Here is a 20984-nt window from a genome sequence, read left to right as displayed (position 1 = left end):
TTGTTCACCGCATGGCACAAATAAGCCAATTCCAGAGCTATCCGGGGTTATGTTCGGGTTTTGTTGGCGTTAATCTGACCCCCAATCGTATTGAACAAGGCTGATCCTATGGCAGAAGTTTCAGTGGGCCAATTGGCGTGTCGGGCTGGGGTGTCGGTGGCCACGCTGCATTTTTATGAGCAAAAGGGCCTGATTCAGAGCCATCGTAACGCCGGCAACCAGCGTCGCTACAATCGCCGCATGCTGCGCCGGGTAGCGGTCATCAAGACTGCACAACGACTGGGCTTCAGTCTCAGAGAGATCGCCGACATGCTCAGCGAGCTGGGAGATCAGCAAGACATCACCAAAGACAACTGGCAACGTCTGTCGCAGCAATGGCATCAGGCGTTAACCGAGCGAATTGATTCACTGCAGCGGCTGCGCGATGAACTGAACACCTGTATCGGGTGCGGTTGTTTGTCGATGGATAACTGCCAGTTGCGGAACCCGGACGATGCGCTTGGTGAGCAAGGCCCGGGGCCGGTATTGTGGGAGAGGAAAGATAGTTGAGAGCTTAGAGCTGCGAGTATTGAGCTCACAGCTCACATAGACTCCGTTCTTCAGGCAGCCAGGGTCACGTTGCTCAGTAAAGCGCCACTGAGAGCAAACCCAAGCACCAGTAACACCAGCGGCACACGTTGGCTGCGCAACAGCAGCACACCGATGACCACAGGCGCCAGATGCCAGGGCAATTGCACTCCCTGCAAAAATACGGGCTGGTATAGCGCTGCCATTAACAAACCTACCACAGCGGCATTGATGCCGGAGACGGCACAGTTGACGCGGGGGCGAGCCAGCAGGGATTGCCAGTAATCACGTACGGCCAGCAACAGCAGAAAGCCTGGCAGGAATATAGCCAGCGTGGCCATTACGGCGCCGAGCAGCGGCGCTTCGGGTTGCAACAGGGCGCCCAGATAAGCGGCGAGTGTAAACAGTGGCCCGGGCAACGCCTGCGCGGTCGCATAGCCCAGTAAAAACGCATCCTGACTGATGGCATCGCCCACGGTGGCCTGTAACAGCGGCAACACCACGTGGCCACCACCAAACACCAGCGCTCCGGCCTGATAGAAACCGGGCCAGATACCACCGAGCAGACCCGGCACACCAAGAACCGCCAACAGCAGAAACAAGACCAGCCATCGCCAGTGTACTCGCCCTTGCGTCCCGTCAGGCACCAAACCTGGCGTGTCGGCCCGGCGACGGGAGCCCCAGAGTGCTGCCAGTACCAGAACCAGCAATTGCCCGCCAACGCCGGGCCACAGCACCAGCGTTGCGAGTGTCAGCAGTGCAATTGCCTGGGTGGCTTTGTCTGCGCAAAAGCGCGAAAACATACCGGTGACGGCATCCAGAACCACCACGACCGCCAGCCATTTCAACCCCGTCATAACGCCGGGAACCCAGGCTGCAGTGGCGGTGAGACTGGTCATTGCTACTGCAGTCATGATGATAAAAGAAGGTAGGGTAAACCCTATAAAGGCCGCGATGCCTCCGGGTAAACCGGCCCGGTGCTGGCCAATTGAAAAACCGACCTGGCTCGAGCCGGGCCCGGGTAAAAACTGACTCAGCGCGAGCAAGTGGGCGTAGTGGTCATCGCTGAGCCATTTTAATCGCACAACAAAGGTTGTTCGGAAATAGCCCAGGTGGGCCGCCGGGCCGCCAAAGCTGGTGCAGCCGAGGAGCAGGAAGCGCCAGAACACTTCCCAGGTTCCTAACCAGGCACGGTTGCCTGGTGAGTCGTTAACGGATGTCAAACGGGTATGCCCTGCTCAGATGAATGGAATCAGGCGATTGCTTTATGATATGGGTGACACAGTTTATGGCGGTAAGATGACAGAACCAAGACAGTGAGCGCAATCGTTGTCCTAAGCAGCGCGCGCTGGCGTTTGCATGCTGGCTGCACAATGGGCGGCTAGAATGCGCTAAGACACACCCTTATTTATGACAGGCGACCATGCGCATCAGTCTTCGATACAAGTTGTTTCTCATCATTCTGCTGGCCAATGCGCTGGTGGCCAGTGCGATTGTAGTGACCAACAATCGCGCTTTTGATGCGGGGTTCGAGGCCTATCTTGAGCAGGTGCAAAGCCGCCGGCTGGCCCCCTTGTTGTCGGCGTTGTCGGATATCTACGCCGACCAGGGCAGTTGGGCCTGGGTGCAGCGCGAGCCGATACGATTCTACCGGTTGGTCAGCAATGCCACTCCGGGGCGCTCACCCCGCGATCAGCGTCGGGAGCCGGTGTTGCTGAGCGATGCCGACAATACCCTGCTGATCGGTGATCCGCGACTGCAGAGTCGGGCATACTGGCTGCCGATTGAACTGAACGGCGACATCGTAGGGTCACTGGGCGTGCCGCAAGCCGTGCGGCTCGGCGCTGAATTTGATCGATTGTTTGCCAGCCAGCAACGCCGGCAATTGCGCTGGATCGCACTGATCACCTTGCTGGTGTCGGCCGCACTGGCCATACCTTTCGCCGCGCGTTTGCTGCGCCCGATGGCTGATTTAAAAACCGCTTTTCACCGGCTTGCCAGTGGCGATCTGAACATAGAGGGTGAGCAGGATCGGCTGGTCATTCGCGGCAACGATGAACTGGCGGATCTGGCAAAGGATTTCAATGTGCTGGCTGAAACCCTGAAGCGCAACCAGCAGGCCCGACAGCGCTGGATCGTCGACATCGCTCATGAACTGCGCACGCCCATCGCTGTGCTCAAAGCTGAAATCGAAGCCTTGCTTGACGGGGTGCGCCAGCCAGACCCCGACACTCTGACCTCGCTGTTTCAGGAGGTTCAGCGGTTGGGTGGGCTGGTCAATGATCTGCGTGACCTGTCACTGGGGGATGCTGGCACGCTCACCTACCAGCCAACCGAACTCGATTTGATGGATGTATTGAGTACCGTTCACGGTCACTTTGACCTGGCGTTGGCGCGCCACCACCTCGATTGGACTCTACAGGCGCCGCCCGCACCGGTGATGATTACCGGTGACCCCAACCGCCTGGTTCAGCTGTTCAGTAATCTGATGCAAAACAGCCTGCGCTACACCGATGGCAGTGCCGGGCAGGCGGGGAGAGTCCAGGTGCAGGTCGAGGTTGCTGACGCCGGCATTACCGTGCACTGGTCGGACTCGGCACCCGGTGTTCCCGATGACGCCCTGGCACTGCTGTTCGATCGGCTCTATCGGGTGGACGCCTCGCGCAGTCGGGCCAGCGGTGGTTCCGGACTGGGCTTGTCGATCGTGCGCAGCATTGTCGACGCTCACCATGGGCAGGTAACTGCCACACACTCACCTCTTGGCGGGTTAGTGGTGTCGGTCGTCTTTGCGCACCCGGAACATCAACCTGGCTTTGGGAGCCCGGCATCATGAATGATCACATTCTTATTGTTGAAGACGAAACCAAGCTGGCAACCGTATTGCGAGACTACCTGGTGCGCGAAAATTTCAACGTCAGCCTGATTGAACGGGGCGATGAAGTGATCGATTGGCTCAGCCGGGAAACCCCCGATCTGATTCTGCTCGACCTGATGTTGCCGGGCATCGACGGGCTCAGTCTCTGCCGTACTATCCGTAGCAAGCAGGACACACCGATCATAATGACGACCGCTCGTGTCGAGGAGATCGACCGCCTGCTCGGCCTGGAGCTGGGCGCCGATGACTACATCTGCAAACCGTTCAGCCCGCGCGAAGTGGTGGCAAGGGTCAAGGCCGTGTTGCGGCGCACCCGTCACAGCTCAGATACCACGCAGGCAGCCCAATTGCAGCTGGCCGAGAACAGCAATCGCGCCCGCTATGGTGATCGGGACACGGAACTGACGGCCATTGAGATGCGCTTGCTGCAATTGCTGATGAAGCAGCCGGGGCGCATTTTTACCCGCGATCAACTGATGGATGACATCTACCCGGATCGCCGCCTGGTCAGCGACCGAACCATCGACAGTCACATCAAAAACCTGCGTCGCAAACTGGCAACCTTGGCGCCGGATCAGGAGTTTGTACGATCGGTTTACGGGGCCGGCTACAAGTTCGAGTGAGCATTTACCCCCGTTAAGTCCGGCACATTTAATGACGGCTACGTCATTGATTGTGACCGATAAGCAAGAATCACACTTTTTGGGTCAACGTGTTTTGAAACAGGCAGGAGGCCATTTTCAACAACCTGAGAGTGCAAAGAATCCGTCATCCACGGTGGCTCCACACTTTCTGCAATGTGTCAGTCGATACTGGTTTTCACCGGGTCAGAAGACCCAATCAGCGGAGAGCCAGACCATGAAAGTATTTTTCTCGAACGCCCCTCGTCAATCACTGATGGCAACCGCCGTGGTTATCGCGCTGGCGGGCAGCGCCGGTGCCGTTTATGCCCACGATGCGATGAACCCTAGCCGCATGACTGAGCGATTCGACTACATCTTTACCCAGTTGGACCTGACTGACGACCAGCGCGCTGACGTCGTTGACATTATGACCACACAGATGACCGAACTGCGTGATCAGCACCGTGCGCAGCGTGACAGCGACGCCGAACGCCCGACAGCGGAAGAACGAGAGGCCCTGCGTGACCAGGCCCGCACCGCCCTGATCGATGAACTGGGCACGGTATTGCAGGCCGATCAGGTCAACGGCCTGACCACCTATCTGGAAGCCCATATGGCGCGCAGCGGCAAAGGCATGCACCGGGGAGGAAGCCACAACCGGGGAGAACGCCAGGCACAGGCCACTCAGCCGCGCGACGCTCAGTAACCAGCCCCGCTCAAATTCAAGACTCCCTTGCCCGCCCAGTGCGGGCTTTTTGCTGTTTGTCAGATCCGGATCGGCTAGCAATAGCCGGTTAAAACTCAGACTCCGACCGGGTGACCCCTGTGTTAAAACACGGCGATAGTGCTGGACAAAACCGCCTGACCAATTAAGGTTATGCCAAGGCCTCACAAGGGCCGACAAGGCTGAGGCGGTTGCACTGCCCAATGCCAATAATCAGTACCGGTGACCCCGGCACTCTCCCAACAAAAAGGACTCTCGTCATGAGCCTGTTTGATCATGTCGACTTCGACCAGCACGAACACGTCAGCTATGTCTGCGACCCAGAATCCGGCCTGCGCGCCATTATTGCCATTCACAATACCCATCTCGGTCCGGCCATGGGCGGTACGCGGTATTACCCCTACCAGAACGATGCCGATGCTCTGACCGATGTGCTGCGTTTGTCGCGTGGCATGACCTACAAGAGCGCCCTGGCACGGTTACCGCTCGGGGGTGGCAAATCGGTCATTATTGGCGACCCGAAAACGCAAAAAACACCGGCGCAGATGCGTGCTTTTGGTCGCTTTCTGCAGCGACTTGGCGGCCAGTACATTGCCGCGGAAGATTCGGGTACGTCGGTGGCCGATATGAAGGTCGTGCGTGAAGTGACCGCTCATGTGTCTGGCTGTGACGACAAACAAACGCTGGAAGGCCATACCAAATCCGGCGACCCGTCGCCAGCGACAGCCTTAGGGTGCTTTCTCGGTATTCAGGCAGCGGTTAAACATCGCCTGAAGCGGGACGATCTGAATGGTTTGACGGTAGGCATTCAGGGGCTGGGCAATGTTGGCTACCGGCTGGCAGAAAGGCTCGCCGAAGCAGGAGCCCGACTGGTGGTAACGGACATCAACGCCGACGCCGTTCAGCGGGCAGTAAAAGAGTTGGATGCCAGTGCCGTTGGGCTGGATGATATCTACCGTCAGCCGATGGATATTTTTGCTCCCTGTGCGCTTGGTGCCACCGTGAACCCGCACACGCTCGAACAACTGCAGGCGAGCATCATCGCTGGCGCCGCCAACAACCAGCTCGACACCGCCAAGACCGGTCAGCTGTTGCATGCCAAAGGCCTGTGTTATGCGCCGGATTATGTGATCAACGCCGGGGGCATTATCGATGTCTATTATGAAAAACAGGGCCACTACAATACGGACACGGTGAACACCCATATCGAAGGCATATACGACACCCTAATGGCGCTGTTCGAGCGGTCGGAACGGGATAACATCGCCACCAGCGATCTGGCCGACACTATGGCTCGTGAGCGGTTGCAATCGGTTTCATGACAGCCAGTCTCGCTGCGCAGTGCTAGACTGTGTAGCAGTGACCCGACACAACGGCCGTATTGATGCAAGCACCCGACTTTCCCGACAACGAACGCGAACGGCTGATTGCCCTGAACAGCCTCGACATTCTGGACACGCCCGCCGAAGCGCCCTTTGACCGGATCACCCGGCTCGCTCGCCGAACGCTGGGCGTTGAAACCGTATTAATCAGCCTGATCGACGCCAACCGACAATGGTTCAAGTCGCGCCAGGGGCTTGATGCGACAGAGACGCCGCGTACTGTGTCTTTTTGCGGCCATGCCATTCTTGGGGAGGGTCTGTTTGAGATACCCGATGCGCTGGCCGACCCCCGCTTTGCCGATAACCCCCTGGTGACCGCTGAGTCGGGTATCCGGTTTTACGCCGGTATGCCGCTGCAGTCGCACTCCGGGTACGCACTCGGCACCCTTTGTCTGATTGATTCGGCACCGCGAACACTCACACTGGCAGAGCGCGACTTGTTGGCCGACCTGGCCAGCCTGGCTGAGGCCGAACTGCAACGGCGTGAACAGCTTGAGCAGGTTCAGTTAAGGGCTACCCTGGCCGAGCTCAAAAACAGTGAATCCAAACGCTTGCAAACCGACCAGGCTCTGCAAAGCCGGGAGCGATTGTTACGCACCATCATCGATAACATTCCGATGAACATTTACGTCAAGGATCGCAGCGGCCGGAAATTGCTCGCCAACCGGTCTGAACTGGCGCATTTGGGGCTGGCCAGCGAAGCCGACATTCTGGGCAAACACGATCGCGACTTATACCCGGCGCATTTGATTCCCCAGTCGGACCGGGAAGACCGGGCGGTGCTGGATAAGGGCGAGACCCTGTCGCAAATGGAGAATGAGGGCGCGGATGATCAGGGTAATCCCTTGTGGTACCGGACATCCAAGATACCGCTGCGCAATGAGAGCGGTGACATCACCGGCCTGGTCGGGCTCAGCATTGACGTCACCGAAGAACATGACATCCGCCAGAACCTGCGCCGACAGTTGCAGTTTTTGCGCATATTGAATGACATAGCCGCCGATGCAAAAAGTAGCCTGGATGAGCGGCTTAACCGGGCGCTTGCGCTGGGTTGCGAATATCTGGGTCTGGAGGTTGGCATCATCAGCCGGATCGAGCAGGACCGGTACACCGTGCAGTGGTGCCAGGCACCCCCGACCACAGATCTGAATCCGGGGGATGAGTTTGCCCTGGGCGATACCTTTTGCAGCCTGGTGCTAAACAATGAGGGCGAGTTGGTCATTCAAACGGCTACCGGGACCCCCTTTCAGCAACATCCCTGTTACCTGCGTTTTGGTGTGAAAAGCTATGTTGGCATTCGACTGCAGGTTCGCTCAACCGTTTATGGGACTCTGAATTTTTCCGCCTCACATAAAAAGTCAGCCCCACTGGATGAAACCGATCTGGCTTTTGTCCGCCTGTTGGGGCGCTGGATTGAGGCAGCCCTAGAGCGCGCACAGGACCAGCGCCAGCTGCAGCAGCGTGAAGCCCGGTTACGCGTACTGTTTGATCTGTCACCACTGGGTATTTCGTTGACGGATCTGGTCAGCGGCCAGTTTCTCGCCGTTAATGATGCTCTGGTGACGCAAAGTGGTTACAGCCGAGTCCAGTTGCTGGCAATGAACCAACGACACTTGTCGTCGAGCCTGAGCACAGTGATTGATCAACAGGGGTTCCGGGCACCGGACAAGAAAGAGCCGTTTGGCCCGGTAGAGGCCAAAGTGCGGCACCGGGACGGACATAAATACCCGGTGATGGTCATCGGTCTGCAAGTATTGGAAGCTGATGGCACCCAATTGCTCTGGACGGTCTACCAGGACATCAGCGATCAGCGTCGTATTGAGCGATTGAAAAGTGAGCTGGTCTCATCAGTGAGCCATGAGTTGCGTACTCCGCTGACCTCGATATCCGGATCGTTAAAACTCTTGGAAGCCGGGCACTTGGGCGAGCTGCCCGAGCCCGCAGGCAAGATGGTCAGCGTCGCTCTTAAAAACGCCGATCGGCTGATTCTGCTGGTCAACGACCTGCTGGACATGGACAAACTCATCGCCGGGCGCATGCCGTTTGACCTGCAGCCGACCTCTGTTCAGCAATTGCTGAGCACCACAGCAGACAACATAGCGGGATACGCGCAACTGCATAAAATCCGTGTAGTGGTTGATGGGGTGCCCCCGGTTAAGGTCCGGGTGGATGCACACCGGTTCGAACAGGTGATGGCCAACCTGCTGTCCAACGCGATCAAGTTTTCGCCGCAAGGCGAGACGGTAACTATAGGCGTGGTTGCCAGTAACAGCAGTGTCGCCATAACGGTTAGGGATCGTGGCCCGGGTATTCCAGACAGTTTTAAACCGCAGATATTCCAGCGTTTTAGCCAGGCCGATAACCGGGATAGCGGGCAAAAAGGTGGCACTGGCCTTGGGCTGGCGATCAGCCAGAGCATCATGCAAACCATGGGTGGCGAGATCGGTTTTGAATCCGAGCCGGGGTTGACCGAGTTTCGCGTAGTGGTGCCACGAGCGTAAAACGCGGTATCCTGATTTAGCTGAGAGCTGAGAGCTGAGAGCTAAGAGTGGTTAGAGTGCCACACCAACCTGTTGAACGAAGAGACGCCAGGCAATGCCTCTGAACCATATTATGCACGTGGAAGATGACCCGGACATCCGCGCCATTGCTGAACTGGCGCTGGCGACCGTGGGCGGCCTGAATATTACCCAGTGCACCTCGGGCAGGGAATGCCTGGCGGTGGTGGAGGAGTGTATTCCGGATCTGATTTTGCTCGATGTCATGATGCCGGATCTGGATGGACCCGAAACCCTGCGTCGGTTGCGCACGCTACCCGGTATGAGCGAAGTGCCTGCCGTGTTTATGACCGCCAGGTGCCAACCCGATGAAATCAGCGGGTATCAGGCGCTTGGTGCGATCGGTGTTATTCCCAAACCCTTTGATCCGCTTACGCTGGCTGATCAGGTGCGTCAGCTGTGGGATCAGTCTCAGGCGGCGGGGGGCTGATCACTACCTGGTTCCTGCCCGTATGTTTGGCCTGGTATAGCGCTTCATCGGCGGCCTTGAATTGCGCCAGATGACTACTGTGCCCCTGAGCGTCGCTGATGCCCGCACTGAAGGTGACTCTAAAGCTGCCTGCTGATGTCGCGAACGTCATTGCCGACATGTCAGCGAGCAGTTCTTCAGTGAGTTGTTTGGCTGTGTCAGGCGCTGTACCGGGCAGTAGAATCACGAATTCCTCACCGCCATACCGCCCGACCGTGTCGGTGCCGCGAAATCGGGCGAGCAACAGTTGCGACAACGTGCGAATGACCTGATCACCGGAGTCGTGTCCGTAGGTATCGTTCACCGCCTTGAAATTGTCCAGATCCAGCATCACCAGACTGCTGGGCATGTGCTTGCGCTGGGCTCTGGCAAAAGCCTGCTCGGAGGCCAGTTGCACGGCACCGTGGTTGTTCAGACCGGACAATGCATCCCGGTTGACCAGGTCGCTCAACTGCCTCGCTCGTTCGGCCCGGGCTGTTATCAGTTGCACCAGCTCGGTTTCATCCATGCCCTTGTACAGCAGATCATCCGAGCCGATGTTGAGCAAATCACTGCGCTGCGTTGCCTGATCGTGATCACCGGTCAGGAACAGAATGGGCAGCGTTTCAAAGCGTTCGTGCAAACGTAAAACCCGGGCAACCTCAGGGCCGGTTGCCTTGGGCATGTTGATGTCGAGCAACAGTATATCCGGGTTAAACTGTTCGATCTGCCGGAAAATGCGCGCCGGCTCACTTTCGGTTTGTACCTTTAGCCCCGAGGCTTCCAGCAGTGTCTGGTAATAGCGCATGACCTGTTCCTGATCGTCCATGAGCAAAACACGCCCCTGGAATTCCGGCGCGTGGCCCATTCCGGGTTTGATCAGCCGCAACAGTTGGTCCACTGATACTGGCCGCATCAGACAGTGCGTCACACCGGCACGTACCAGGGCCAGTTGCGCTTGAAAGTCCAGCTCATCGATCAGCACTATGACCTCAAATCCCTGCCTGAGCCAACGGTGAATCGGCGCCAGAAAGCGACGCACCGACCCCTGGCTTTCGGCCAGATCCAGCAGCACCCATTCGGGCAGTTGCGCCGCCTGACTTGAAAGCGATGCCTGAATCACTTCATAGCCCTGAACCATCAGGTTGTTCAGCAATGCCTGGTCAGTGGTTGCCTCGGATTCGGTAACGTAAGCCAATTGCGGCCGTTTTACCGGTACTGACATTGCGGGGTAGGGTGTGGCTGGCATGGGCGCTGCCACAGACGCTTTCGCCGCAGTCGTGCCGCGGTCGCGAGCAGTGTCGGGCGTCAACGTGGCCTGCAATTCGGCCTGCAATTCGGCAAAACAGTCCGTCGCCGATAGCTGGTTGTGCTGGCGGGCATCCAGCGTCGCCTCCAGCCGAGCCGCGCGTTGACTCAAATCATGGAAACCAAAGGTACCGCTGTTGCCCTTGAGGGTATGAATCTGGCGCAGTAATGAGTGTCGCTCCGACTCCTGTCCGAGCCTCACCCAGCGGTCCCAGAGTTCAGTCAGGCTGTCGTATTCAGCCGGCAAGCGTTGTTGAAACTGAAGTCGCAGAGCATCGAGTTTTGCGGTTACCTCTTTGGACGCCATGGTTACCTCGTTTACGTACAAGTCTTGACGGGACTGGGCTCATCGAACATCCCTACGGCGGGTGTCGCATGGCTTTGAACCTTTATCCACGTTAGTCTAGCTTACCCGGTGGGTAATAGGCAGTGCGCGGCATTTATGAACATTTTAATTGTAGAAGACGACCCGTTGATGCGTGAGTTGCTGCTGACCATTGTCGGCAGTATCCGCAACGGCTTGTCGATGTTTGAAGCCGACGATTCGGGTTCGGCCTGGTCACTGTGGTGCAGTACACCAATGGATCTGGTGCTCTGCGACTGGAACCTGCAAGGCATCGACTCCGGGCTTGATCTGGCTCGTCGCATCCGCAAACAGAACGGCAAGGTTCCCATTGTCATGGTAACCGGTCGGGGTGATCGACACTCGGTGATCGCAAGCCACCGTGCTGGCTTAAATGGTTATATTGTAAAACCCTTCACGCCCGATGATGTGATGGCAAGGCTGACGCCGTTCTTCCCGTCAGTGACTCCGCAGGCAGAGTCACTCGGTGTTGCCCGGGAGCCAACGGACTGGATTGGCTGGTTGAACGAACAGGCGAACAACCTGGATCATTTGACCTTACTGCCAGAGGCGCAAAAAGTACTGACTTTGCAATGGCAGGAAGAGTTACCAACAGCCAAGTCACTGGCCAGATTGTGGCAGGACGATGTCATCATAACCTCCCGTTTGCTCAGCGTCGCCAACGGCAGTGAAATGCGACGTCATGGTCGCACAGTGTCCACCTTACTGGAGTCGATAGCGACCATGGGCGTGTCGATGGCGATTGCACAGGTGAGTGCGTTGTTGCTGAACCAGAACTCGGGAAGCCGAACGCCCGCTGTTCGAAACGCCATGAAACGTTACGCTGAAGAAAGCCAGCGCGTTGCCGAGGCCGCCGCCAAGCTCGCCGCGCGACTCAGACTGGACCCTGCACCCTATTACACGGCGGGCCTGTTGTACCGGTTGGGAGAGTTTGCAGTGCTGGATGTGATGGAGCAGCACCCCAACCCGACCAGTCCGCCAGATGAAACGATGCTTGATCGATGTGTACCCCTATTCGCTTCACAGTATGGCAATGCGGTGAAGCTAAGCTGGCAACTGCCATTGCAGATGCGTGAATTCATCGGCGCTGCCTATTATTTACCACCGGATACCGTCCGTCGGGATTTGCTGCTGATGCACCTGGCCGGGGAACTGGCATTGCCCGACGCCAGGCCCGAAAAAGTGCTGCGCTTGCAGCGAGTTCTGGGTTTGGATGCAAGCGGCTGAACCGCCATTAGTCACGGAGTTGGCTTGCAGCCCATTGGGCGTATTAAAGCGTGGTAAACTGCGCGTTTGTGTCGCTGGCACTCCTGCCGCAGACCTGTTCTGGATTGACCTGTCATGACCTCCGCTCCTTCGGCGAACACCGCCCGTTCCGAGATGCGCCTGCCCGAATTTGTGACCCTAATGGCGTTGATGACCTCTCTGGTCGCGCTCAGCATGGATGCCATGTTGCCGGCTATGCCCGCCATTGCCGCAGACCTGGGCATTACCGACGTGGCCCGCACGCACATGATCATTACCTTTTTGGTGCTGGGTATGGCCTTTGGTCAGTTGTTCTACGGGCCTTTGTCAGACGTCATCGGCCGGCGACCTTCGATTTTCAGTGGGCTAATCTGCTTCACCGTCGGCTCGGTGATTTCCATGCAGGCGCAGTCGCTGGAGTGGATGCTGTTCGGGCGCCTGGTGCAGGGGTTTGGGGTGTCCGGGCCCCGCATCGTGTCGGTCGCGATCATCCGTGACCGTTACATTGGTCGGGCCATGGCGCAGGTGATGTCGTTCATCATGATGGTGTTCATCATTGTGCCGATGATTGCGCCGGCGATCGGTCAGCTGGTGGTGAAACTCTCCAACTGGCGGATGATCTTCGCGGTATTCATTGGCCTGGCACTGATCATTACCGTTTGGTTTGGGTGGCGTCACCCGGAGACCCTGCCCAAAGACAAGCGTAAGCCTTTTTTATGGGCGGTGCTGTTCCGCAATGGCTGGATTGTGCTGACCACGCGCAGCACCATGTGGTTCACTGCGGCGGCGGGCTTTATCTTCGGCGGTTTTCTCACCTACCTGAGTTCAGCGCAAGCGATTTATCAGGAGCTGTACGATGTGGGCGACCGTTTCCCGCTGTACTTCGCCGCTCTGGCGGGCTCTATTGGCGTGGCGTCTTACGTGAACAGCCGATTGGTCATGCGCTTTGGCACCCGGCGGATCAGCTATTTGGCCCTGTTCGGATTTATCGGCTGTTTTGCCATACTCTGGGTGCTGGCACTGCTGCAGGGCGGGCTGCCACCGATCTGGCAATTCATGGTTTTCGGCGCCAGTGGTTTTTTCTCGGTCGGCCTGCTGTTTGGCAATTTGAATGCCATGGCGATGCAGCCACTGGGCAAGGTGGCGGGGCTCGGGGCGGCCTTGATCGGCTCGCTGACCAGCTTTATCTCAGTGCCACTGTCTTACCTGGTCGGTTTGTTTTTTAACGATACCCTGATTCCGCTCGTGGCAGGCTTCACCCTGTTCGGCAGTGCGTCCCTGTTCTGCACCTGGATGGGCCTGAACGGCTTTATTGAGGAGTAGGGGTCAGGCGTCCGGCCGCTCGTAGACGACAAAGGAGTAGTCGTACGGGTTGGGGCCTTCGGCTTTGAAGTCTTCCCGCGCCAGCTCCTGGTAGGCGTCCAGGTCGATGGGCGGGAAAACCGCATCGCCGTCAACCTCGGCATGCACCCGGGTGACATACAGCCGGTCGGCATACGGCAGCGCCTGGGCATAAATCTCAGCCCCGCCCATCACGATCACTTCCTCGACGTCGCTGATCACCGATTCGGCCCGGGCCAGCTCCAGGGCGGCATCCAGGCTGGTGACGACTTTCACGCCTTCCAGTGAGAGGTTTGCATCCCGGGTGACCACGATGTTGGTGCGGTTGGGCAGCGGCCGACCAATGCTGTCGTAGGTTTTGCGGCCCATGATAACGGGCTTGCCGGTGGTGACGCGTTTGAAGTATTTGAGGTCTTCGGGCAGATACCAGGGCAGTTTGTTATCCCGGCCGATAACGCCGTTGCGGGCCATGGCCCAGATCAGCGCGATGCGCATTGCGTTCTCCGTCACTATTCGTCTTAAAAATCAGCGACTATACTACCGAACAGTGAACAGTCTGTCGCTCCACTTGCGCCGCACTCAAGTAGCCGCTAAAGTTCGCCCCCGTTTAAAACCTGACCACAGAGGCAGCAATGACCGCCATCCCGTCTGATATCCAGCAAGTTTGGAATGAAGCTGATTGCCTGTTTACAGAGGCGCAGGTCGAGCAAGCCATCGATAACATGGCGGTCGGCATTTCCCAGGACCTGGCCCAGAAGAACCCCATTGTCTTCAGTGTGATGAATGGCGGCCTGGTGCTGACCGGCAAGCTGGTTACCAAGCTCGGTTTCCCACTGGAGATCAGTTACCTGCACGCGACCCGTTACCGCGATGCAACCCGCGGGGCCGATCTTGAATGGCGCACTTATCCACAGCAGTCGCTAAAAGACCGGGCTATCCTCATTGTCGATGACATCTACGACGAAGGCTCTACTCTGGGTGCCATTGTCGACCACGCACACAAAGAAGGCGCCGCCGAGATCCACATCGCGGTCCTGGTCGACAAGCAACATAACCGCAAAGCCCGCCCCGACATCATCCCCGATTACATCGGCCTGCAATGCGCAGATCGCTATGTGTTCGGTTACGGGATGGATTACAAAGGCTACTGGCGTAACGCCCCCGGCATTTATGCGGTGAAAGGGCTCTAACAGGCCCGCAAACCAAGGCCACCAGCGTTCGCCCTGAGCCTAAAACCCTCCACAGCCCTGAGCCTGTCGAAGGGCCTTGGGGCTGCATCATCAACCGCTGTACCCACCTCTAGCCTCAACCCGGCCCGAACCGGTACCGGCTTTCGCCCGGTCTTGCAGGGGCATCCATGCCCCCAAGCCCTACCGCAGGCATCCCTGCCTGCTGAGAAACCCGACCCCGGTTCGAGCCTGGTGCAGAGTCAACTCCTGGCACCAACAACGTAGGAAGCCAGTCCCCCTGGGTGACAGGAAGTAGAACAAACTCCGGACCCATCACCGTTCACTCTGCGTCAGCCAGCAGTCTGGCTCACCCTCCACTCAACGCTTGAAAGATAAACAGGGTGTCCTCTGCTTTCAACTGGTCGGTCAGTGCTTTGCGATCGATCACGATGGTGTCGTTAATACAGAGTTTCACATGCCGTCGCAAGGCGCCGCGGTCATCGAGAATGTAGTCGGTGAAGCCCGGGGCCTGTTCGTTGATGGTGTGTAACGCGTTACCGACAGGGCCCGCGGGAACCGTAACCGGCTGGTTCTGTAATTGCGGGAAAAACCGATAGAGATGCGATGTCATTTTTACCGTTGGCATTGAGTCACCCGAACCGAACGGAGTAGATGGGCGGGAAGTTATTGCCCAGGCAGTGCCAGGTGTCACCACGGTCTTCCGAGACATAGGCATTGCCGGTGGTGCTGCCAAAACAGAGGCAGTCGCCTGAACTGTCCAGGCCGTGCCTGAGCACGATGTCGTGCGCGTTTTCCTGTGGCAGGCCCTTGCGCAGGGGTTCCCAGGTTTGGCCGCCATCGGTGGTGCGGGCGACGAACAGGCCGCCATCGATGGCCATCCGTTCGGCATCGGCCCGGGCTGGCACGACCCAGGCGGTGCGGCCGTCGTGATCATCCACCGCGATCGGGAAACCAAAATGCACGCCGGCTTCCGGCACGCTGACTTTCTGCCAATGGTTCGCCCCATCCTCGCTGTAGAAAACGCCGCAGTGGTTCTGTTGCCACAGGTGCTCGGGCTGGCCCGGGCATTGCGTGATGTAGTGCGGGTCATGCCCCCAGTCGGCCGCCGGTTCGGGCAGGTAATCCATCAGCATGCCGGTGTTGCGCCCGGCCCAGGTCTGGCCACCGTCTCTGGTTTCGAGCACACCGGCAGAGGAGGCCGCCACGTGAATGTGGTTCGGGTCCTTCGGGTCAACCAGGATGGAATGAATGCCGGGCTCAAACACGCCATAGTCGACGCTGGCGGGTGTGCCGCCCCAGTGGGTTTCGCTGGTGGCATCGCCGGCAAAGAGGTCGCCACCCCGACTCTCGTGGTTCCACAATGGTCGGTTCAGCGTCCAGCTATCGCCGCCGTCATCGCTGACAAAGAGGCCGCCGGGAATGGTCCCGGCGTAGAGTCGCCCGGGCTGGTCTGCGCTGCCAAAGGCGATGACCCAGATCTTGTATACCGTCGCATCGGCATAGTCGGGTTGCCCGGTGGGCGCTTCCGGGTCGAAATCGGGTGTGGGCAGGTATTGCAGGATGTGTCGCGCGCCTTCGGGGTATTTCAGGGTGCTCAGGTCTTCCCAGGTAGCGCCGTCGTCTCGCGAACGGGATAATTTGGGGCCCCAGTGGCCATGGTCCAGTGAAGCCCAGAGGGTGCCATCCCGAGGATCACGGGTGGCGTAGCAGACGGGGACACCAGCGTGCAGTATGGGGCGCGCGGCCCAGCCCGTCGCCGTCCGGTCGAGGATAACCGTACCCTTGCGGGTACCGAGTAGAATCGTGTTGTTCATTGCCTTGCCCTCATTGTGTTGCTCGTGCACTAACAACCGGACTGCGGCACTGTTGAATCCCGACATCGACCGCAAACGCCAGTACTGCGGTAGAGTCGGGTGGGAGCCCTCAATTTAGACACCGAAACCCAAAAAAACAATCTCTGGAACCTACAGACAAAATGGCAAGTACATGGGTCCCTCCCGGGCTCTCTTTTGGCGAACCCCGGCGTTGTGTTTTGAGCATGCAGAATAAATCTGCAAGCCGTCACTGCCAGTAAAACGGATTCAATTTGTAACTGCCTCTGAACAATGGCTTCATGTAACACTGAGAGAGGCTGGAAGTGGATAGGCAAAGCGCCCTGAAGTCTTCAACAAGCCCGGTTGACTGTCGCGTCATGTACTCTAAGGAGACCCTGTGTCATTCATTGCCAGAACACCCGAACCGCCCTACTACGCGGTCATCTTTACGTCTATTAGAACGGAAGGTGATCAGGGCTATGCAGACCGGGCTGACAGAATGGTTGAGCTCGCGTCAAAACAACCCGGCTTCCAGGGTATAGAGTCAGCCAGAGAAGGGGTTGGCATTACCGTATCCTACTGGTCCGACCTTGAATCAATCCGGCACTGGAAATCCCATGTTGAGCATCAGGAAGCTCAGCGGCTCGGTCATGAAAGGTGGTACTCGTCTTTCAAGGTGAGAATCTCAAAGGTTGAACGTGATTATGGCTGTTAGCACTCTTGAGCAGGCGTCAAAGCTGTTTGACGCTGCATTGGCAGACTTCGGCAGAGCGCGAAGTTCCGATGCCCAGGCATCGAGCCTGGCGCTGTTGGAACGTGCGCGACTGTTGATGGAACTAGAGGGTGGCTTTGACACGCTGTACCGGCGCGTCCGCTCGCTGGAATCTGCCGGTATCTTTGGCACCAGCGATTGGGCTCAGCCAGGGATCCTCCAGCCGGCACTGGCCAAGCACTCTCTGCGCGAAGCCGGGGCTGTTACGACGGTGGTCGAAGTCATCAGCGAGCTGCGCATGCTGGCCGTTACCCGGGGCGATTACTTCCACCCCGGTATATCCGCAGAGCAAGCCCGCAATTTTCTGACCCAGGTGATGGCGTTGAACCTGGATTTGCTGTCTGGCCAACTCACGGAAGCCGACCGGGAGCGGCCGAAGCAACTGGGGCCCATCGTTCAGGGCCTCTACCAATACCTGATTTCCCACCTCGGCTATGAGAGCCTGCTCGATAGCCTGGTGGCAGAAGTCTGGCGGTTGTTGGACCAGGGCCCGGTTCAGGTTGAAAGTATCTGTGAAATGATTAACCAGATCGCCAAATGCCTTTACGATCCGGAAATAAAAACCACAGAAAATGCTGATGCAACTCGTCTGGTCAAGGCGCTTTTTTCGCCCACGCCTGCCAGCGCAGAAGACCCGGGCTTGTCGATTTATGAGCAGCGCCTGATGCAGATGGACAACGCAAAGCTCAAAACCGAAGCAGTGAGCTTTGCGCGCAGTATGCACGACACCGGTCTCGCCTCCGCATACCATGCGGTAATGCTTAGATTCCTGCGCGCCAGTGACCGGAACGATCTGATTCCCGTTATTCTGGGGCTGACCATGACCGGTCAGGACGACCTCTATTGCTATACCGAACTGGTTCACGCGCTGATCGACGAAGCCATCTACCCGCAGACCAGTCAGGCGGTTTATGGCCTCACCATGATGCTTGAGCGAGGATCACTGTTTACACCGTCTGTTGCCCAGGCGTTGTGGCGACAGATCAAACTTCGCCTGTCTCCTGAGACCGATACCACCTTGCAAGAAGCGTTTGGCAATGCCCGACCCCCCCGGGTTTTTCTGCTCGCTGGTGTTATTAACCTCCTGGGTCAGCCGCTGGGTGTCGGGCAGGGTAACAACCCGACGTGTCAGTCGGCCATTGGTCTGTCGGTGTGGGCTTCCGGAGAGGCCGATTACTTGCTCCAGGTACTGGCCTGGGCCGCTCGCGACAACGAAGTGCTGAGCCGCTTCGAGGGCCAAAATGTTTCTTCCAGAAACCTGGAACCCGGATTGGTAAAGGGAACGCCCATCGATGTCGACCCGGTATCGCTGATCCTGATTCCCCACCTCGATCGCCTGTATGGCGAGATGTGGCGCCAGTGCGAAAGCCGTGATGACGATGCTCACCGTTGGATCAACCCGGAATTCTATGGTTGGTGGGTAAGCCACGGCTTTCGTGTGGTGGCGGATATACACACAGGTGAGGTGACCGACTATGAAGGTTTTATCCGCCACTTTTACGCCAGCTACCACCCATACTACAACGGCAATATGACCGTCATACATGCTCAGCCTGCTGGCATTGCGGTGACCGATAGCGCTGCCCGTTTTGTCGGCCGCCACGCCATCAATATTCTGAGGGTCGGGTTGAGCCCCCACGAGGAAATGCGCGTCTACTTTTTTAACCCCAATAACGACAGCGGTCAGGACTGGGGCCAGGGAATTCATTGCTCTACCCGGGGCAATGGCGAGTTTCGGGGCGAAGCTTCCTTGCCCATTGCCGAATTCGCGTCCCGACTTTACGCCTTCCACTACGATACTCTGGAGCTGGGCGACCTGTCTGCCGTGCCTGATACAGAAGTGGCTTATATCATGGAGCTGGGCCATGCCAGTTGGGCGGCACAGTCTGAGCAGTGACCGCGCCAGGCGCGGTAAGTCAAAAGAGGGAACGTCAATGGTAGTCATTTTAGGAGTCATAGCACGCTGCTGGGCAGCCTATTGCCGACATTGCCGACGGAGTTGTAATGAAGATTATTGCGGTATCAAAAAGCAGGTGTTTGGATCTGCTCCCACTGTTCATTGAACTTGAAAAGTATTACTTCAAGGAGCAAGCGGCGTCAGATAATGAGCTAAAAAGTTACCTTGAGGAGAGAGTGTTTTCCGAGCAATCTGGCGTTAAAGCCATTGCCGCTTATGAAGGGTCTCAAGTACTCGGCTTCGCGACGTTCACCATCATGTACCCTGCGCCAAAGCTGTCTGGCCAAATGTATATGAAGGATCTTTTCATTTCGTCGAAAGCGAGAGGTCAGGGAATAGGCGTGAGTTTGATGAAGCACTTGGCGAAACTGGCAAGGGACAATGGTTGTTATCGACTGGACTGGACAGCGGAGTCAACGAACCCCGATGCCGGGAATTTTTATCAGTCAATTGGCGCAATGCAAGTGCAGGAAAAAGAGTACTACCGTTTCGAAGGGTCGGCACTGGTGTCGTTTGCGCAATAACCGCAGTTAGGTGAAGGTCGTTGGCTCCATCAGGCCATTAGGAGGATCATTGCGCCAGGCAACTCAGATCTTCATTATGTTAGGTTAGGCTGAAGTACACTTTAATCGTTGTTCAAAACTTGGGTTGAATCATGAAAAATAAATACATCGGTATAATTTTGTTAGTCGTTGGCGTGGCTTTGGCCGTTTGGGGGTATAGTGTTTATGACTCTGCCGCCTCTCAGGTAACGCGAGCGTTGAGTGGCGATGCGCCTTTGGAAGCCTGGGCTGGTATGGTTGGTGGCGGTATTTGCATCCTGATTGGCCTGTTAAAAATAAAGTAACCCGGTTCAGTCGCTGCGTTCGCATGGTTGCTCCTGGCAGGTGGTCGGTAAAGGCTACCTGCTTTTGTTCAAACACCGAAAGCAAAGCGCGTAATTGTTTCCTTTCTCGCAGTTGCTGAGTTAGCAGGCATCGGTTTCGCTGTAAGGTGGATGTTCCGGATGTGGTGTGTTGACGTCAGAGGCTCCTTAACAGCCTGTTAGATACCAAAAAACCCGGCAAAGCCGGGTTTTTCTCGTGGTAAAGTTCAGGTTATTTGGGTTGGTTGACGATGCGCAAATAGGGCTTGAGTGTGCGGTAGCCCTGAGGGTATTTCTTTTGCGCTTCTTCGTCGGAAACGGCCGGCGGAATGATGACATCCTCACCGTCTTTCCAGTTAACCGGGGTGGCGACCTGATGCCTGGCGGTAAGCTGAATCGAATCCAGTGCGCGCAGGATCTCATCAAAGTTACGACCGGTGGTCATCGGGTAGGTCATCAGCAGTTTGATTTTTTTGTCCGGCCCAATGATGAACACTGAGCGCACCGTCGCGTTGTTGGCCGCAGAGCGCCCGTCGCTATTGCCCTCTTCATCGGCTGGCAGCATGTCGTACAGCTTGGCAACCTCCAGTTCGGTGTCACCGATCATCGGGTAGTTGGGTTTGTGTCCCTGAGTTTCTTCGATGTCTTCGGCCCACTTGGCATGGTTGTCGATCGGGTCGACACTCAGCCCAATAATCTTGGTGTTGCGCTTGTCGAACTCCGGTTTCAGGCCGGCCATGTAGCCAAGCTCAGTGGTGCATACCGGGGTAAAATCTTTGGGGTGGGAAAAAAGAATCGCCCAGCTGTCGCCGATCCAGTCGTGGAAGGTGATTTCGCCCTCAGTGGTCTGGGCTGTAAAATTCGGTGCAACGGCGTTTATTCGCAGTGACATAGTCAGTCTCCCTGTTTTGTTAGATGACGTCATAGTCTATCGGTGCCAGAGCGCCTTAT

Annotated in this window: 20 protein-coding genes; 14 read left to right on the top strand and 6 right to left on the bottom strand. The window is 57.3% G+C overall.

Going from position 1 to position 20984, the window contains the following annotated elements:
- The first annotated feature begins 108 nt into the window (after positions 1–108).
- Positions 109–549: a redox-sensitive transcriptional activator SoxR gene (gene soxR, locus G565_RS0110420; protein ID WP_037338702.1), complete on the top strand. Its 441-nt coding sequence runs from the start codon at positions 109–111 to the stop codon at positions 547–549.
- Positions 550–599: 50 nt separating this feature from the next.
- Here soxR and chrA read toward each other — a convergent pair whose 3' ends face one another.
- Positions 600–1790, bottom strand: a complete 1191-nt coding sequence (gene chrA / locus G565_RS23770) for a chromate efflux transporter (protein ID WP_084649325.1) — start codon at positions 1788–1790, stop codon at positions 600–602.
- 200 nt (positions 1791–1990) lie between these two features.
- Here chrA and G565_RS23765 point away from each other — a divergent pair, with 200 nt between their 5' ends.
- The 6 genes from G565_RS23765 (at position 1991) to G565_RS0110385 (ending at position 9159) form a co-directional block, all read left to right on the top strand.
- Entirely contained in the window at positions 1991–3400 is a 1410-nt protein-coding gene (locus G565_RS23765; protein WP_051207756.1) for an ATP-binding protein, read from the top strand.
- On the top strand, positions 3397–4065 hold the full coding sequence (locus G565_RS0110405; RefSeq protein ID WP_028670871.1) for a response regulator: 669 nt from the start codon (positions 3397–3399) through the stop codon (positions 4063–4065). Before G565_RS23765 ends, G565_RS0110405 begins: the two co-directional genes overlap by 4 nt.
- A gap of 235 nt (positions 4066–4300) precedes the next feature.
- Entirely contained in the window at positions 4301–4771 is a 471-nt protein-coding gene (locus tag G565_RS0110400; RefSeq protein ID WP_157600050.1) for a Spy/CpxP family protein refolding chaperone, read from the top strand.
- Between the two features lie 278 nt (positions 4772–5049).
- Positions 5050–6111: a Leu/Phe/Val dehydrogenase gene (locus G565_RS0110395; RefSeq protein WP_028670869.1), complete on the top strand. Its 1062-nt coding sequence runs from the start codon at positions 5050–5052 to the stop codon at positions 6109–6111.
- A 62-nt stretch (positions 6112–6173) separates the two neighbouring features.
- Positions 6174–8672, top strand: coding sequence for a GAF domain-containing protein (locus G565_RS26010; RefSeq protein ID WP_028670868.1), 2499 nt, complete (start codon positions 6174–6176; stop codon positions 8670–8672).
- Between the two features lie 94 nt (positions 8673–8766).
- Positions 8767–9159, top strand: coding sequence for a response regulator (locus G565_RS0110385; protein ID WP_028670867.1), 393 nt, complete (start codon positions 8767–8769; stop codon positions 9157–9159).
- Here the strand turns inward: G565_RS0110385 and G565_RS0110380 are convergent.
- A complete protein-coding gene (locus tag G565_RS0110380; protein WP_028670866.1) occupies positions 9101–10792 on the bottom strand; it encodes a diguanylate cyclase in 1692 nt (563 codons plus the stop codon). The two genes, G565_RS0110385 and G565_RS0110380, sit on opposite strands and share 59 nt — an antisense overlap.
- A 135-nt stretch (positions 10793–10927) precedes the next feature.
- On the opposite strand from G565_RS0110380, the gene G565_RS0110375 reads away from it, so the two are divergent.
- Positions 10928–12076, top strand: a complete 1149-nt coding sequence (locus tag G565_RS0110375; protein WP_028670865.1) for a response regulator — start codon at positions 10928–10930, stop codon at positions 12074–12076.
- Positions 12077–12190: 114 nt separating this feature from the next.
- Positions 12191–13417: a multidrug effflux MFS transporter gene (locus G565_RS23755; RefSeq protein ID WP_051207754.1), complete on the top strand. Its 1227-nt coding sequence runs from the start codon at positions 12191–12193 to the stop codon at positions 13415–13417.
- 3 nt (positions 13418–13420) lie between these two features.
- On the opposite strand, the gene G565_RS0110365 is transcribed toward G565_RS23755, so the two are convergent.
- Positions 13421–13930 (bottom strand): dihydrofolate reductase, encoded by a 510-nt coding sequence (locus G565_RS0110365; protein WP_028670864.1) that lies wholly within the window; start codon positions 13928–13930, stop codon positions 13421–13423.
- A 137-nt stretch (positions 13931–14067) separates the two neighbouring features.
- Here G565_RS0110365 and G565_RS0110360 point away from each other — a divergent pair, with 137 nt between their 5' ends.
- The gene (locus G565_RS0110360; RefSeq protein WP_028670863.1) at positions 14068–14625 is read left to right on the top strand and encodes a hypoxanthine-guanine phosphoribosyltransferase; all 558 of its coding nucleotides are present in this window, start codon (positions 14068–14070) and stop codon (positions 14623–14625) included.
- 346 nt (positions 14626–14971) lie between these two features.
- Here the strand turns inward: G565_RS0110360 and G565_RS0110355 are convergent, their stop codons facing one another.
- Together G565_RS0110355 and G565_RS0110350 are read right to left on the bottom strand one after the other, a co-directional pair.
- A complete protein-coding gene (locus tag G565_RS0110355; RefSeq protein ID WP_028670862.1) occupies positions 14972–15250 on the bottom strand; it encodes a MoaD/ThiS family protein in 279 nt (92 codons plus the stop codon).
- 4 nt (positions 15251–15254) lie between these two features.
- Positions 15255–16439, bottom strand: a complete 1185-nt coding sequence (locus tag G565_RS0110350) for a WD40/YVTN/BNR-like repeat-containing protein (RefSeq protein WP_028670861.1) — start codon at positions 16437–16439, stop codon at positions 15255–15257.
- A 397-nt stretch (positions 16440–16836) separates the two neighbouring features.
- Between G565_RS0110350 and G565_RS0110345 the strand changes: the two genes are divergently transcribed.
- From G565_RS0110345 to G565_RS0110330, 4 genes are all read left to right on the top strand, one after another.
- Entirely contained in the window at positions 16837–17154 is a 318-nt protein-coding gene (locus G565_RS0110345; protein ID WP_028670860.1) for an antibiotic biosynthesis monooxygenase family protein, read from the top strand.
- The gene (locus G565_RS0110340) at positions 17144–19108 is read left to right on the top strand and encodes a hypothetical protein (protein WP_028670859.1); all 1965 of its coding nucleotides are present in this window, start codon (positions 17144–17146) and stop codon (positions 19106–19108) included. Before G565_RS0110345 ends, G565_RS0110340 begins: the two co-directional genes overlap by 11 nt.
- Before the next feature lie 107 nt (positions 19109–19215).
- A complete protein-coding gene (locus G565_RS0110335) occupies positions 19216–19692 on the top strand; it encodes a GNAT family N-acetyltransferase (protein WP_028670858.1) in 477 nt (158 codons plus the stop codon).
- 131 nt (positions 19693–19823) lie between these two features.
- A complete protein-coding gene (locus tag G565_RS0110330; RefSeq protein ID WP_028670857.1) occupies positions 19824–20015 on the top strand; it encodes a DUF3185 family protein in 192 nt (63 codons plus the stop codon).
- Positions 20016–20265: 250 nt separating this feature from the next.
- On the opposite strand, the gene G565_RS0110325 is transcribed toward G565_RS0110330, so the two are convergent.
- Positions 20266–20925 carry a peroxiredoxin gene (locus G565_RS0110325; protein WP_028670856.1) on the bottom strand — a complete coding sequence of 220 codons (660 nt, stop codon included), beginning with the start codon at positions 20923–20925 and terminating at the stop codon, positions 20266–20268.
- Between the last annotated feature and the right edge of the window lie 59 nt (positions 20926–20984).

Origin of the sequence: Saccharospirillum impatiens DSM 12546, from assembly GCF_000423605.1 — a bacterium.
GTDB classification, from domain to species: Bacteria; Pseudomonadota; Gammaproteobacteria; order Pseudomonadales; family Natronospirillaceae; genus Saccharospirillum; species Saccharospirillum impatiens.
Note: the sequence above shows the minus strand (reverse complement) of the source record. Positions and strands in the feature narration are given on the sequence as shown.

Excerpts from the sequence above, each read along its gene's own strand:
- soxR (WP_037338702.1), top strand. The coding sequence starts at position 109 with ATGGCAGAAGTTTCAGTGGGCCAATTGGCGTGTCGGGCTGGGGTGTCG.
- G565_RS23765 (WP_051207756.1), top strand. The coding sequence starts at position 1,991 with ATGCGCATCAGTCTTCGATACAAGTTGTTTCTCATCATTCTGCTGGCC.
- G565_RS0110405 (WP_028670871.1), top strand. The coding sequence starts at position 3,397 with ATGAATGATCACATTCTTATTGTTGAAGACGAAACCAAGCTGGCAACC.
- G565_RS0110400 (WP_157600050.1), top strand. The coding sequence starts at position 4,301 with ATGAAAGTATTTTTCTCGAACGCCCCTCGTCAATCACTGATGGCAACC.
- G565_RS0110395 (WP_028670869.1), top strand. The coding sequence starts at position 5,050 with ATGAGCCTGTTTGATCATGTCGACTTCGACCAGCACGAACACGTCAGC.
- G565_RS26010 (WP_028670868.1), top strand. The coding sequence starts at position 6,174 with ATGCAAGCACCCGACTTTCCCGACAACGAACGCGAACGGCTGATTGCC.
- G565_RS0110385 (WP_028670867.1), top strand. The coding sequence starts at position 8,767 with ATGCCTCTGAACCATATTATGCACGTGGAAGATGACCCGGACATCCGC.
- G565_RS0110380 (WP_028670866.1), bottom strand. The coding sequence starts at position 10,792 with ATGGCGTCCAAAGAGGTAACCGCAAAACTCGATGCTCTGCGACTTCAG.
- G565_RS0110375 (WP_028670865.1), top strand. The coding sequence starts at position 10,928 with ATGAACATTTTAATTGTAGAAGACGACCCGTTGATGCGTGAGTTGCTG.
- G565_RS23755 (WP_051207754.1), top strand. The coding sequence starts at position 12,191 with ATGACCTCCGCTCCTTCGGCGAACACCGCCCGTTCCGAGATGCGCCTG.
- G565_RS0110365 (WP_028670864.1), bottom strand. The coding sequence starts at position 13,930 with ATGCGCATCGCGCTGATCTGGGCCATGGCCCGCAACGGCGTTATCGGC.
- G565_RS0110360 (WP_028670863.1), top strand. The coding sequence starts at position 14,068 with ATGACCGCCATCCCGTCTGATATCCAGCAAGTTTGGAATGAAGCTGAT.
- G565_RS0110355 (WP_028670862.1), bottom strand. The coding sequence starts at position 15,250 with ATGCCAACGGTAAAAATGACATCGCATCTCTATCGGTTTTTCCCGCAA.
- G565_RS0110350 (WP_028670861.1), bottom strand. The coding sequence starts at position 16,439 with ATGAACAACACGATTCTACTCGGTACCCGCAAGGGTACGGTTATCCTC.
- G565_RS0110340 (WP_028670859.1), top strand. The coding sequence starts at position 17,144 with ATGGCTGTTAGCACTCTTGAGCAGGCGTCAAAGCTGTTTGACGCTGCA.
- G565_RS0110335 (WP_028670858.1), top strand. The coding sequence starts at position 19,216 with ATGAAGATTATTGCGGTATCAAAAAGCAGGTGTTTGGATCTGCTCCCA.
- G565_RS0110330 (WP_028670857.1), top strand. The coding sequence starts at position 19,824 with ATGAAAAATAAATACATCGGTATAATTTTGTTAGTCGTTGGCGTGGCT.
- G565_RS0110325 (WP_028670856.1), bottom strand. The coding sequence starts at position 20,925 with ATGTCACTGCGAATAAACGCCGTTGCACCGAATTTTACAGCCCAGACC.